Annotated in this window: 16 protein-coding genes; 9 read left to right on the forward strand and 7 right to left on the reverse strand. The window is 35.4% G+C overall.

Features of this window, described 5'->3' with window-relative positions; all coding sequences use genetic code 11:
• Positions 1–60 precede the first annotated feature (60 nt).
• On the reverse strand, positions 61–276 hold the full coding sequence (locus tag ACYSNW_RS06970; RefSeq protein WP_461743766.1) for a helix-turn-helix domain-containing protein: 216 nt from the start codon (positions 274–276) through the stop codon (positions 61–63).
• A gap of 105 nt (positions 277–381) precedes the next feature.
• Here ACYSNW_RS06970 and ACYSNW_RS06975 point away from each other — a divergent pair, with 105 nt between their 5' ends.
• A complete protein-coding gene (locus ACYSNW_RS06975) occupies positions 382–750 on the forward strand; it encodes a hypothetical protein (protein ID WP_461743767.1) in 369 nt (122 codons plus the stop codon).
• 194 nt (positions 751–944) lie between these two features.
• Here ACYSNW_RS06975 and ACYSNW_RS06980 read toward each other — a convergent pair whose 3' ends face one another.
• Positions 945–1,799, reverse strand: coding sequence for a helix-turn-helix domain-containing protein (locus ACYSNW_RS06980; protein WP_461743768.1), 855 nt, complete (start codon positions 1,797–1,799; stop codon positions 945–947).
• Between the two features lie 215 nt (positions 1,800–2,014).
• Here ACYSNW_RS06980 and ACYSNW_RS06985 point away from each other — a divergent pair, with 215 nt between their 5' ends.
• From ACYSNW_RS06985 to ACYSNW_RS07005, 5 genes are all read left to right on the forward strand, one after another.
• Positions 2,015–2,350: a hypothetical protein gene (locus ACYSNW_RS06985; protein WP_461743769.1), complete on the forward strand. Its 336-nt coding sequence runs from the start codon at positions 2,015–2,017 to the stop codon at positions 2,348–2,350.
• A 188-nt stretch (positions 2,351–2,538) separates the two neighbouring features.
• The gene (locus ACYSNW_RS06990; protein ID WP_461743770.1) at positions 2,539–2,850 is read left to right on the forward strand and encodes a hypothetical protein; all 312 of its coding nucleotides are present in this window, start codon (positions 2,539–2,541) and stop codon (positions 2,848–2,850) included.
• 203 nt (positions 2,851–3,053) lie between these two features.
• A complete protein-coding gene (locus ACYSNW_RS06995) occupies positions 3,054–3,887 on the forward strand; it encodes a rolling circle replication-associated protein (RefSeq protein WP_461743771.1) in 834 nt (277 codons plus the stop codon).
• The gene (locus ACYSNW_RS07000; RefSeq protein ID WP_461743772.1) at positions 3,884–4,165 is read left to right on the forward strand and encodes a DNA-binding protein; all 282 of its coding nucleotides are present in this window, start codon (positions 3,884–3,886) and stop codon (positions 4,163–4,165) included. The genes ACYSNW_RS06995 and ACYSNW_RS07000 overlap by 4 nt, the downstream gene beginning before the upstream one ends.
• Before the next feature lie 65 nt (positions 4,166–4,230).
• The gene (locus ACYSNW_RS07005) at positions 4,231–5,424 is read left to right on the forward strand and encodes a tyrosine-type recombinase/integrase (RefSeq protein WP_461743773.1); all 1,194 of its coding nucleotides are present in this window, start codon (positions 4,231–4,233) and stop codon (positions 5,422–5,424) included.
• Between the two features lie 107 nt (positions 5,425–5,531).
• On the opposite strand, the gene rpsI is transcribed toward ACYSNW_RS07005, so the two are convergent.
• Together rpsI and rplM are read right to left on the reverse strand one after the other, a co-directional pair.
• Positions 5,532–5,924, reverse strand: a complete 393-nt coding sequence (rpsI, locus tag ACYSNW_RS07010; RefSeq protein WP_069662643.1) for a 30S ribosomal protein S9 — start codon at positions 5,922–5,924, stop codon at positions 5,532–5,534.
• Positions 5,925–5,937: 13 nt separating this feature from the next.
• Complete coding sequence (gene rplM, locus ACYSNW_RS07015; RefSeq protein ID WP_461743809.1) at positions 5,938–6,366, reverse strand: 50S ribosomal protein L13; 429 nt, start codon at positions 6,364–6,366, stop codon at positions 5,938–5,940.
• Between the two features lie 553 nt (positions 6,367–6,919).
• Here rplM and ACYSNW_RS07020 point away from each other — a divergent pair.
• Positions 6,920–8,134, forward strand: a complete 1,215-nt coding sequence (locus ACYSNW_RS07020; RefSeq protein WP_461743774.1) for an argininosuccinate synthase — start codon at positions 6,920–6,922, stop codon at positions 8,132–8,134.
• A gap of 355 nt (positions 8,135–8,489) precedes the next feature.
• Positions 8,490–9,869: an argininosuccinate lyase gene (argH, locus tag ACYSNW_RS07025; protein WP_461743775.1), complete on the forward strand. Its 1,380-nt coding sequence runs from the start codon at positions 8,490–8,492 to the stop codon at positions 9,867–9,869.
• A gap of 97 nt (positions 9,870–9,966) precedes the next feature.
• On the opposite strand, the gene ACYSNW_RS07030 is transcribed toward argH, so the two are convergent.
• The 3 genes from ACYSNW_RS07030 to ACYSNW_RS07040 form a co-directional block, all read right to left on the reverse strand.
• Complete coding sequence (locus ACYSNW_RS07030; RefSeq protein ID WP_461743776.1) at positions 9,967–10,455, reverse strand: Dps family protein; 489 nt, start codon at positions 10,453–10,455, stop codon at positions 9,967–9,969.
• A gap of 122 nt (positions 10,456–10,577) precedes the next feature.
• Positions 10,578–11,324, reverse strand: a complete 747-nt coding sequence (locus ACYSNW_RS07035) for a DUF5105 domain-containing protein (protein WP_461743777.1) — start codon at positions 11,322–11,324, stop codon at positions 10,578–10,580.
• A gap of 34 nt (positions 11,325–11,358) precedes the next feature.
• A complete protein-coding gene (locus ACYSNW_RS07040) occupies positions 11,359–12,894 on the reverse strand; it encodes a gluconokinase (RefSeq protein ID WP_461743778.1) in 1,536 nt (511 codons plus the stop codon).
• Between the two features lie 207 nt (positions 12,895–13,101).
• Here ACYSNW_RS07040 and ACYSNW_RS07045 point away from each other — a divergent pair, with 207 nt between their 5' ends.
• Positions 13,102–13,800, forward strand: coding sequence for a prepilin peptidase (locus ACYSNW_RS07045; protein ID WP_461743779.1), 699 nt, complete (start codon positions 13,102–13,104; stop codon positions 13,798–13,800).
• Positions 13,801–13,833 lie beyond the last annotated feature (33 nt).

Raw genomic sequence — 13,833 nt, forward strand, 5'->3', positions numbered from 1 at the left:
CCTAAATATAGTCATATATAAATTTATCAATCTTAAAATACAGCCTTATCTATTAATTTTTTACTTATCACACTTTTTCGCTTTTGTCCTATCCAACAAATAATCCACACTAACATCAAAATAATCAGCTATCTTAATCAATGTACTAGCCGTCCACTCAATTTTTCCAGTCTCATACTGCGAATAAGTATTTTGTGAAACGTTTAATAACTCCGCCATTTGCTGTTGTGTCACATCATTATCTTCTCTTATTGAACGAATATTCTTATATCTCATCTTCATCACCTATACTTATTATAGATATCTGTAATAAAGATATTGCTTTTTATCTGTAATACAGATAAAATAAAGGTGTTCAGAAATAAAAAAGGAGAGATGAACATGGCAGAAGAACAAAAGAAAGAAATCGTCTTAACAAAAAACAATCAACCAATTAAAGAAATCTGTTATCAAGATATGTATCTTTTAAATGATACATTCGACCTAATTCAATCATGGGTACAGTCTTTATCTGTGATAAATGACTTTTTTGGTAATAGAGGAGTTCCGCTCAACAAAAAAAAAATTATTCGAGAGTTTCATGCTAGCTCCTATGTTTTCAATGCCTTCTATCAGGATTTCTTAGAAAGCACAACCACTTTAGAAAAACAAATTGAAGACTTAAAAACCAGACCTAAAGCTAAGGTTGAAAAATCCTTTGCTATTTTGCTAGATTCTGAGGGGCGAGAATTGTATTTTTACAACGACTAGTTCATTGGTTTCTGCGAACGGTGGGTATGTTACGCTAAAACGCTCCGAGAACAAGTCTAGGTGCTTGCTATTTTGTGAGTTCCTCGGGGCATAAACAAAATATACATACCCAATAAAAGAAGTCAACAGCGACGTTGGGAGAACGTAGTGGCTGTTGACTTCTTTTATAGTGTTACTTGATTAGACTTCTTTTCTTATTTTTCAAACCAATCATAATAATCATCAAAGGTTGTTTCTGCATACAGCTTCAATAACTCTGGACGTAGTGACTGAAACACTTGTATTAATTCATTTCCTCCAAAGAAATTCGAGAAACGTTTTCCTGTCAATTCTTTAGACAAACCAGAAATAAGTTGTTCTGTTTCATCATCATCTGCAAGAATATTAATTAACTTCCCAACAAGATACCCATCATCAAAAGAAAGTTCTTTCTCTTTTAATGTTCCCTCATAATAACTTTCTATAGCAGCCATAATCTTTTCTGTATCGCCATAGTCAAAATCTCTGGTTGCTTCGTAGTAACCCATTACTTCTGAGCTAAGGAAAATAGTCGCATCCTCTCTCTGATTCTCTTCTAAAGGAGTATGTTCTTTAAGATAAGTTAATGCCAATTCTTGAATATGTTCTCGCAATAACTTAGCATGAATTTCCGCATAGCAATCATCAATAAAACTTTCCACTGGATAACCAAAATCTGTTTCCCATCCCGGATTTTTAAAGTCTCCAGTTAAAAAGTCTTCTTTTATTTTTATTGGTATATCGGGATAATCCTTTAACAAGGCTTCTTGTCCTCGTACCAATAAATAGTCTTGAATATACTCTTCTATTTCACCAAAATAAAACCAGCCAGCTGGTTTACCACTAAGCGCTGAAACCTTCTCAACGACTTCTAATGGCGCTAGAGAATACCCTCTAACATAGGAGTTAATCGTTGTCTTAATTAACCCCAAACGATTGCCATATTCACTAAAAGAAAGACCTAGTTCATCCTTCACTTCTCTCAAACGGCTTCCAACTTGTTCTTTATTCGGTTTTAATAGTCCAAACATTTCCAGTTCCTCCCATATCATATCATGGTATCCAACGCTATTTTGTAGTAGCTCATGATTGATTATAGCACATCGTTTATATTTTCGTATATATTTTTCTTAAAAAAGTGTTGACTTCGTGTATAAAGTCGTATATGATAAATTCGTAGAGGTACCCTACAAAATTTTTTTAACCAAATCGTATATAAAAACGTGTAAAGAAAGAAGGAGCCAACATGGCAGTAAAAATTAATGATTTAACCTTACCAAAAGAAAAACTAGAAACAGAGTATCAAGTTGTCCAAGTCTCACGGTGGCAAAAAGATGGTGAAGTGTTGGGTTGGACATATGAATGCGTCCTTCCAAAGCTCCGATTTGAAAAAATCAGCGTCAAAGTGAAAAGTGACACTCCTGTAATCACTAAAGAAACACTGGATGAACAAGGAATGGCAATTATTCGCTTTGACAATCTTGTGATTACGCCGTGGGGTCGTGTTAACGGTCAATTTGTTAGCTATGGCTTAGCTGCGATTGCCAACAAAGCAGCTCTTGTTCAAAACCAAAGCAAATGACCGATTACTTCACTGCACATGAAGTGCTTGAAAAAGTAGAGGGGTTAAATTCCCTCTCTACTTTAAACAAGTGGGCAAATTTTATCCAAAAAGAGTGCGATTACCAATTTCACTATGATTATGTCCGTTTCGCCAGTCACACCAGAACTAAAAGAACCATCAACCACCGCAAAACCAGAATGTTTTCAATGGAAGAAATCCAAAAGTTTCAAAAAGTAGTTGAACTGATTCCAACACTTGGCAGAGATGCTTCTTTGCGAAAGTTTTTCGACAAGAAACATCATCTAGATACTATGAAGCATAGTGACCTAATGACTGAAATTATCAAGCAAGTTGAAGTAATGTTGAAAACTAGAGAAAAATCATTCCAAGTCTTAACACAAAAGGTTCAACACTTAGAAAGACATAATCAGACATTGGAACAACGCTTCATTCAACTTGAAGAAACACTCGCCACACAAGAGCAAACTTCCAGCGGGTGGTTTCGACGGAAGCGGTAGAGCCCTAAAAGCTCACACCGCTTTCCGCTCGAAAATCAAGCACACGATGGATGATTGCTCTGGAAGAAAGGCGTAGACTTTCTTCCTACTTAACTTGATTTATAGAACACTAACTGGCGAAAAGCCAAATGTTTTTAACCTCGTTCTTTGACAACTGAATAATCAGTAAGAACGCTCAATTTCTGTAGTAGGAGTGATTACGATTGCCATATGGATACAATCAAAAAATCATTGAAACTCCTGCGTACATTGAAATTTGGGACTACGAACAACCAATACGAGTAAAAAGAAAAACGGATACTGATGAAAAGAAAGAAAAACCTGATTGGCTAAAAAGTACAAAACAAACATTTGATAACCTAAATGCACAAGGTCAATATGACAGCTTAAAACGAAAACAAACACATTATAAAAATCAACGCTTTGTCGTTGCTCGACTGATTGATACGAACTTTGATAACCAGACAAAATTTTTAACCTTAACCTTTAAAGAAAATATAGAAGATATAGCTTATACAAATAGTGAGTTCAAAAAATTTATGAAACGACTAAACTACCATTTATATCACACAAAGAAATCCCAAATTAAATATCTAGCTACGTGGGAGAAACAAAAACGTGGCGCTATTCATTATCACGTTATTTTATTCGGCTTTCCATATTTACCCCATGCAGAACTAACAGCGATATGGAGGCATGGATTAATCAAAATCAACAAGATTGACGTGGATAGCGCTGAAAATAGAGGGCGGTATGTCAGTAAGTATTTCGATAAGGATTTAGAGCTAAAGGAGCATAAGAAAAAAGCCTTCTTTAAATCACAAAATCTAAAGCAACCACTCGAAATAAAGAGACTGACGAACCAGCCTTATGATGTAACAGACCAAGAAGTTTTATTAACCAACACCTATGTAAGCAAACGACCTATCTTCTTTCAAGAATGGGATGAACAAGGTACTCCCAGCAAAGAAATAGGCTTTGAAGAACAAAATGTTCGCTACACGAAAATCAAGAAAAATGGAGGAACACATAAATGAACGAACTCACTATTTTATTATCTGATACTCAAAAACGAGGGTTACAGGAAACGATTTATCAGTTATTGAAGACTGAAATTACACACTTTGAAGACGAGCTGGGACTAAACAAACGTTACATCAAAAAATGTCAGCTGTGTCAATATCTTAATCTCTCCAACAACACCCTTGATAAATTAATCACAGAAGGACTTCCCAGAATTAATATTAGCGGTGTAGTCCTTTACGATAAACTAGAAATTGATAGCTGGTTAAAAAATTATGTTCAATCAGCTTAAACCATGCTACACTCAAAAAATAATGTTCTCATATTCTGATGTGCAAAAGAAAGTGAGAAGATAACATGGCTATACAGGAAATGGATAACGGAAAATATAAAGTTAATGTCTACATGGGAGCAGGCTTTTCAAGGTTTGTCTCCTATGCAGACACTAAAAATGAAGCTTTAATTATGGAACAGGAAGCCAAACTTCAAAAATTGAAAGGAGAAGTGAAAAAGAAAAAAGGTGATTACACGTTTGAAGAGGTTTATAAGATTTGGTGGAAGAAAAAATATACTGTAACAAAACACCATGAACAAAGTACACTAGATCGAACAGAAAGCATTTTTCGCCTTCATATCCTTCCACACTTAGGAAGCAAGAAAATTAAAGCTGTATCTTTCGATACTTTAGAAAGCCTTCAAATTTTGTGGGCTTTTGGCGATAAAGAGAAGAAAATTAAGCCTTATACCAATTTCAAATTTTGTGTTTCTTACACAAAGCAGGTAATGAAGTATGCACTATTGAAAGGCTATATTTCTAACAATCCTTACGAACTACTTGAAATGCCAGTAAATGAAACCCTCAAACGAAAAAAAGAAAACAAGAGACAGCAAAAATACTATTCTGTTGAGACTGTCCAGCAGTCACTAGAGTTAATGAAAAAAGAACATGGCTTCCAAAATTATGTTCTTCTGGCACTAACTTACTATCTTGGCGCAACGAAAGGTGAAATTTATCCTCTTGTTTGGGCAGATATCGACTTTAAGAAACAGCTAGTCTCTTTGTCTCATAAGCTAGTAAAGAATCCAGAAACTAAGAGATATGAGCGTGTGAGAGGTATGAAAAATGGCTATCGTTTTCGTGACGTTCCTATTAACGAAACCATTGTGACTTTATTGAAGGAATGGAAACAAAAACAAGCTGTTGAGTTGAAACAATTAAATATCAAACAAACACAACAGCAATTTTTATTCACTTATGTAAATCAAAAAGGTGACGTTAATCAACCGCTTCATACAGATTGGTTAAACAACAAATTGAATCAGTTAGAGAAAAAATATAGCCTTCCACATATTATTCCTCACGGTTTAAGACATACCTTTGTATCAGATTTACTGAATCAAGGAATTGATGGCTTAATTATCAAATCTCTCGTAGGTCATGCAGAAACTTCAAACATGATTCGAGATGTTTACGGACACACGAACGACCAGAAAAAAATAGACACACTTAAACTCTTAGAGGAATACAGAAATGCCAATCAAAATGAATAGCTGGTTACGAGATACGAAAAAAGTCGTCACCAAACTCGTTACCAAATCAAAAAAAGACACTTTCCAAATGAATGAAAAGTGTCCTGAAACCCTTGGTATAACAAGGATTAACGTTTACTAAATTGTGAAGCTTTACGAGCTTTTTTAAGACCTGGTTTTTTACGTTCAACCATACGGGCATCACGAGTAAGAAGTCCAGCGCGTTTTAAAGCTCCGCGGAAGTCAGGATCTACTTCTAATAATGCACGAGCGATTCCGTGACGAATCGCACCTGATTGACCAGAGTAGCCTCCACCGTTTACGTTTACGATGACATCGTAAGCGCCTTTTGTTTCAGTTACACCAAATGGTTGGTTGATAACTTCACGCAAGTCTGCGTGTGGAATATATTCTTCAACGTCTTTTTTATTTACAGTAATTTTACCAGTACCTGGTACTAAACGTACGCGAGCTACAGATTTTTTACGACGGCCAGTGCCGCTATATTGTACTTGAGCCAATGAAATTCCCTCCTTAGATTAAGTTTGTGATATCTAGTACTTCTGGTTGTTGTGCCGCATGTGGATGCTCAGCACCAGCGTATACGTTCAACTTAGTAAGTTGCTTACGACCTAAAGTGTTTTTAGGTAGCATGCCTTTTACAGAAGTTTCGATCAAGCGACGAGAATTTTTATCACGTAATTCGCCAGCTGTAACAGATTTTAATCCACCAGGATATTGGCTGTGACGGTAATAAATTTTATCAGAAGCTTTGTTTCCAGTTAATTTAACTTTTTCAGCATTAATTACAATTACGAAATCTCCAGTATCCACATGTGGTGTGAATGTTGGTTTATTTTTACCACGTAAGATAGAAGCAACAACTGTTGATAGACGACCCATTGGGACATCAGTTGCATCGACTACATACCATTTACGTTCTACTTCGCCAGTTTTGGCCATATATGTTGTACGCACGTTTTCTTCCTCCAATTTTCGTTTCGATGTTTGACATACACTTGAGTTTCCGGGGCTCATTGTGGGGCAAACAATACCATTTAACATGATACCTTCTTATCCTCGTAAAGTCAATGAATTTCTGAGTCTTTTCACAATATTTTTTCATTTATTCGCTAAAAAAATGCGTACCTTAATTTAACGATAAAAAAGTTATAGCTCTTTATTTGAATGTTCACCTAGCGCAGCCTATATTTCTTAATCAGCTATTACTTCTACTTCAAAAATTGAATGATTTTATTCATTGAATATTTTAGTCAGCAATAAAATGATCTATTACTCATAGTGATAAACAAAAAAATGTCTAAATCATTGATTTAAAGCAATTCTAGTTTATAAAATCCATCTTATAAAATTGAATATCTCGTTCTATTTAATGCATATTATTCTAATAAACAACATATTTTTGCATATTTATTTAAAAAATGCTTGCTTTTTAATTTTCAGGGTGCTATGATGGGTTCAAGAAAGATATTCACAGGATAAGGAGCGTTTTTGAATGAAAGAAAAAGTTGTTTTAGCCTACTCAGGCGGTTTAGATACATCAGTTGCAGTAAAATGGTTAGTAGATGAAGGATATGACGTGATTGCTTACTGTTTAGACGTAGGCGAACGTAAAGACTTAGACTTCATTAAAAATAAAGCATTACAGATGGGCGCTATTGAATCATATACTGTTGATGCAAAAGAAGAATTTGCTCACGACTTTGCCTTGATTGCTTTACAAGGTCACACGTTTTACGAACAGTCTTACCCGCTAGTTTCAGCCCTTTCACGTCCGTTGATTGCAAAGAAATTAGTTGAATTAGCCCATCAAACAGGAGCAACGACGATTGCACATGGGTGTACAGGAAAAGGGAATGATCAAGTTCGTTTTGAAGTAGCAATTAATTCTTTAGATCCAAACTTAAAGATTATCGCCCCCGTTCGTGAATGGAAGTGGTCGCGTGAAGAAGAAATCAACTATGCAAAAGAAAAAGGTGTTCCGATTCCAGCGGATTTGGACAGTCCTTATTCAGTCGATCAAAACTTATGGGGACGTGCCAATGAATGTGGAATTTTAGAAGATCCTTGGGCAACGCCACCAGAAGGTGCTTACGAATTAACTTCTAGCTTAGAAGATGCGCCAAATGAAGCAGATATCATTGAATTGACTTTTGTGGAAGGTGTCCCAACAGCCATCAACGGTGAAGAAATGTTGCTTTCTGATTTAATTTTACATTTGAATGATGTTGCTGGAAAACACGGAATCGGTCGAATTGATCATGTAGAAAATCGTTTAGTAGGAATTAAATCCCGTGAGGTTTACGAATGTCCTGCAGCCATCACTTTGATGACTGCTCACAAAGAATTAGAAGATTTAACCTTCGTTCGTGAATTGGCTCATTTTAAACCAACAATTGAAAATCAATTATCACAAGTAATCTATGATGGATTATGGTTTAACCCACTGACAGATGCATTGATTGCTTTCTTGAAATCAACGCAAAAATATGTCAATGGCGTGGTTCGTGTGAAATTATTCAAAGGTCACGCAATCGTTGAAGGACGTAAATCAGCAAATAGTTTATACAATGAAAATCTAGCAACGTATACTTCTGCAGATACCTTCGATCAAGAAGCAGCTGTTGGTTTCATTAAATTGTGGGGCTTACCAACAAAAGTAAATGCTGAAGTACAAGCAGAATTAGCGAAAAAGCCTGAAACAGTTTAAACACTATTCGGTATCAAACGAAATCGTCATAAAACAATTAATTTAATGTGAAATCACGCTGATTTTATTTCGATTTCGTCTAATGCATAGACTTCCCCTTTGTTTGTTCTTGGTGAGTTTCTTTTCTCTCGGCAGATTGAAATAAAGAAACCAACAATTTTATTTTGATAGTATGCTCACTACGGTGGTGAACAGGAGATTACTTGCAGAGTAATTAACCCCTGTCAGCGAAATCTATTACTAATATCTAAAATTTAAATTTTTACGTAAACAACAAAACTGACAGCTGAGACGATAATAACTACTCAGCTGTTTTTCCATTAGAACTGAAAAGCAAATCAACGAGGTGAACACGATGAAAAAATTATGGGGCGGACGTTTTGAAGGAAAAAGTGAAGCATGGATTGACGAATTCGGTGCATCAATTCCTTTTGATCAAAAATTAGCCAAACAAGATATTCAAGGCAGCCTAGCTCATGTTAGTATGCTTGAAAAAACAGGAATCTTGACGACTGAGGAAGCAACTCAAATAAAAAATGGTTTACAAGTATTACAGAAAAAATTAGCGGCTGGCGAATTAACTTTTACCATTGAAAATGAAGATATTCATTTAAACATTGAAAAATACTTACACGAAGAAATTGGTCCTGTTGCAGGAAAATTACATACGGGTAGAAGTCGAAATGACCAAGTAGCAACGGATATGCATCTGTACTTGAAAGACATTGTGCAAGAAGTGATTGAAAAAATTCAACTATTTCGCCAAGTTCTTGTCCATAAAGCAGAAGAAAATATCGAAACAATTATGCCTGGTTATACGCATTTACAGCATGCTCAGCCTATTTCGTTTGCACACCATATGATGGCTTATTATGGCATGTTAACACGTGATCAGGAGCGTTTTAGCGAAAGTTTGAAGCGTATTGATATCTCTCCACTAGGTTGTGCGGCTTTAGCCGGAACAACCTTTCCGATTGATCGCGCGTATAGTGCCAAATTATTAGGTTTTTCAGCGATTTATGAAAATAGCTTAGATGGTGTTAGTGATCGTGATTTTATTTTAGAATTTCTAAGCAATAGTTCAATCATGATGATGCATCTTTCGCGTTTTTGTGAAGAATTGATTTTATGGTGTAGTCATGAATTTCAATTTGTGGAATTGACTGATACGTTTTCGACAGGTAGTTCAATAATGCCACAGAAGAAAAACCCAGACATGGCTGAGTTGATTCGTGGTAAAACAGGTCGAGTATATGGCGATTTGTTTGGCTTATTAACAGTCTTAAAAGGATTACCTTTGGCGTATAATAAAGACTTACAAGAAGACAAAGAAGGCATGTTTGATACTGCTCATACTATTTTGACAAGTTTGGATATTATGGCGGGAATGATTGAAACGATGAAGCTCAATAAAGAAGTTATGGAGAAATCAACCGAAAAAGATTTCTCAAATGCTACCGAGTTAGCCGATTATTTAGCAAATAAAGGAATTCCTTTCAGACAAGCGCACGAAATCGTCGGTAAACTAGTCTTGGATTGTACAAAAAAAGGGATTTATCTACAAGATGTACCTTTAGATGAGTATCAAGCAATGACGCCTTTGATTGAGGAAGATATTTATCAAACACTTGCTTCTAAAACTGCAATTGAGCGTCGTCATTCTTACGGAGGAACTGGGTTTGATCAAGTCAAAGCTGCAATTGAACGCAGTAAAAAAGCTTTAGTAGCAGAATAAAACAGCAAAAAAAGCCTAGACAAAACGAATAAATCGTTTTGCTTAGGCTTTTAACTAACTCAAATTTTGGCTTAATCAAGCACATTAGTGCGAATAATTAACGAGTTTTTGCACGTGTACCTGCATCGATACCAGGTGCTTTACCAAGTTTTGCTTGTAACATCCAGATATTTTTTTCGATATCAGTTTTATTTGCGATAAAGATATCTTGTGTTGAGTCATCGCCTTCATCACCAGAAACGTCAATTCCTTTTTGGTAAAGGTCTGCTAGATAACGGTAACCTTCAACTAATTTTTCCATACGTTCAGGAATTGTACGTTCATACGTACCGATTTCATCTTCAATGCCAGTATGATCAGCAAATTCTTGTAAAGTAGAATATGGCGCACCATCTAAAGTAATCAAACGTTCTGAAATTACATCTAATTGATCGTTGATTTGATCCATAAACTCATCCATTTTTGGATGCAACGTTAAGAATTCTGGTCCACGCATATACCAGTGTGTTTGGTGAATCACGACTGAGAATTGGCTTAAGTCTGCAACTAGTTGATTCAATACTTCTTTTGTTTGTTCAAATTTCATTATACAAAACCTCCTAAAGTTTTTATCTACATTAACTATTGTAATACGAACGAATTGAAATGTACACCAAAAACTACTCATTTTTAAAATTTATATTAAATAATAATTATTATAAATAAAAATCAATCGTCCTCTTTTTTATTTCCTATTGGTTGATTATCCAAATTCTCAATAATTTCTTTGGCCACTTCATTGAAGGCTTCTTCCAAATCTGCTTCCATCGTTTTTTCATCTTTTGTTCCTGATAAAAAGGCCATAAATAAGTTAAATATTTGGTCTTTTTGATTATTCGGAATAACCCATTTACCTTTTTCCTTTTCTAACACAATATCTAGCTCAACTGGGTCCGTCATGATTTTGATTGCTTTCACTCGTTCTTCCAAAATATCAATCGTCATATTCAATGTTTTTTCTTCATCTTCCGTCACTTCCGGATCTTCTAGTGCATCTTTAATTAATTGGCGCGTCATTTCTTGCATGGCACTAACTAAATCTAAACCGGTAATAAAGTACGTAATCGTCACTTTATTTTTCTTTTCATCAAGTCCCGCAATCCGATACGTTGTCTTTTCTTGTACTTGTTTTAATAATTCCTCAGTTAATTGATCCACTTGTTTTTGAGAGATTTCTGCTCCAGTACCTGTCAATCCAGCTTTAAAATTGCCTTCAAACTGTTTGCGGTTGTTATCTAATTCTTCGCCAACGGCTTCACCATCTTTGAAATCTTTTGCAAATTTATCCTCATCTTTTTGATAAATCAACCGATCGACTAATAATTCTCCTGCGTCTTCAGCAGAAATTCCTTTACTTCCACAACCAGTTAATAAAAATCCAACCATTACAACGGAAACCATGATTATTTTCTTCATATCTATTTCTTCACACTCCTACTTATTCATTAGTTTATTCAAATTCTAATTGTGTCCTCAGTTTAGCTAACGAATGGTAGCTCGCTGATAATTGTTGTTGTGTAGCTAAATATAAAGGATAAATCAATTGATATCGTTCTTGAGCCATTTTTTCTGCTTCAACGACTTCGACAATCTGAGTATAATTGGTAACTTCTTCAAGTCTATTTATTTTCCCTATACTTTTCCAACCAATAAATACCGCTCCAAATGCCGAAGCTTCAGTACTTTGAGTAAACGCCAATGAATGTCCTAGAACATCTGCCATAATTTGTTTGAATTCCTTCGAATCCGCAAAACCACCCGTCGCACGCACTTCTACCATCGAACCAGCAATTGTTTCCAAATCTACAACGATTCGTTTAAGGTTTAAACAAATCCCTTCAATCACTGAGCGCATCATCGTTTCTTCTGTGTGGTATCGTTTCAGCCCAATAAAGGCTCCTGTTGCTTCCGCATCCCATAATGGCGCTCGTTCTCCTAATAAATACGGATGAAAAAGCAAGCCTTGAGCACCAACTGGTACTTCAGCTATTCTCTTTAAAACTGCTGCATAAGTATTTTTTCCAAGGTCTTTCGCTCGTTGTTGTATTTCTCTCATCAGATTTCCACAAGCCCAATCAAAAATTCCAGCGCCATTACTCGTGGCGCCACCAATTACCCAATGTTCCTCATCCAAGACATAGCAAAAAGTTTCGGCTTGAGGATGTAGGTACGGTTGGTTTGCAATAACGCGGAATGCGCCACTAGTGCCTACTGTTAAGGTTGCCGAATTTTTTCCAATAGCACCTAACCCTAAATTAGACAGCGGACCATCTGCACCACCTAAAACAAAAATAGTCTCTGAAGTTAATCCTAGTTCTTCTGACCAAGGAGGTAATAATTTTGAAAATTGCTTGGTAGGTGCCGCTATCTGCGGAAGTTCATGTTCTGATATATCGGCCAACATAAGTGCTTCTTGATCCCAACTTAACTGATGGATATTAAATAAACCAGTTCCTGAGGCTGTACTAAAATCAATCACATATTCGCCAAAAAGACGATAAAAAATATATTCTTTGATACCGATAAAAACAGCAGCTTCTTGAAAAATATCTGGAAATTCATGCTTTAACCAACGAATCTTATGCAACGGAGACATTGGGTGCATCGGAACACCGGTATTTTCATATATCGTTTGTCCTAGGGTTGTTCCTTTCAGTTCATCCGAATAATCCTCCGCTCGTTGATCTGCCCAAGTAATGACACGTGTTAGAGGCACATTTTTTTGATTCATAACAATCAAACTATGCATTGCTGTCGAAAAAGAAACGATATCAATTTGTTGCGGATAAACAGCTTCTACAACACTGGATAAACAATAAATCACCGCTTGAAAAATTGCTTCTGGCTCTTGTTCTGCCATTCCTACCGTTTCTTGAATTAACGGATAGCGTTGATAGCAAGTTGTCTTCACTTTTCCTTGCTCATCAAAAACAACTGCTTTTGTTTGCGTTGTCCCCATATCAATCCCAACTGATAATCGCGTCATTTTTCTGCCTCATTTCATACTAAATTTTCTGCTTTCAAAAATAATATACGCCTTTTTTTGCGTATATAATTATATCCTGACTAAAAACTAAAATCACATAAACAACGCTTTAAACGTGTCTTACTTACTTTTTTATTTCAAAAAAATCCAGCAGAGGTTACCGGCTTTAATCATTTTCGGGCTTCCTCTAGTAGAAAGGAGAATACTATGCTTAGTTTTATTTTCATTACGGGTTGTGTAATGGGTTCCTTTTTTTCTCTAGTAGCAGAACGACTGCCCTTAGGAAAATCAATCCTTACACCACGATCTCATTGTACTTACTGTAAACAACCATTACAATTTTTTGAACTGATTCCGCTCTTCTCTATCATACTACAAAAATTCCGTTGTCGTTATTGTAAAAGAAAAATCTCTACTCTTTATTTTTTTAGTGAGTTTCTTTGTGGATTACTTTTTTGTTATTCTTTTATAGGTGGTTTTAATTTTTATACCTGCTATCGATTGCTATTTTTACTGATGGCGTATGTTCTTTCATTGACCGATCTTCTTTATTTGATTGTGGAACCAAAAATTCTCTTTATTTCAACGGCTCTTTTATGTTTCTTTCATCTTTATTTAAGTTTCCCCATCCACTTTTTCACTGCAGGAGCTTTATTTATTGGACTTTCTCTTTTTAATTTAAATAAAAAAGAACAACTTGGAGGTGGAGATATTTTATTGATTAGTATTTGGGGATTATTTTTAGGTAGCTTTCCATTGACTATTTTGCTATTAGTTGCTAGTGTGAGTGGGCTTCTGTTTATTCTGATTTTTAAGTATGTATTAGGCAATTCCATTATTGAATTACCTTTTGTACCTTTTTTAAGTATTGGTTTGTTTATTGTCTTCCATTTTTTCTTGATTTAGCTTTACGATTATCTGAAAATTTTAAAAATTTGG

Source organism: Enterococcus sp. LJL99 (assembly GCF_054871725.1).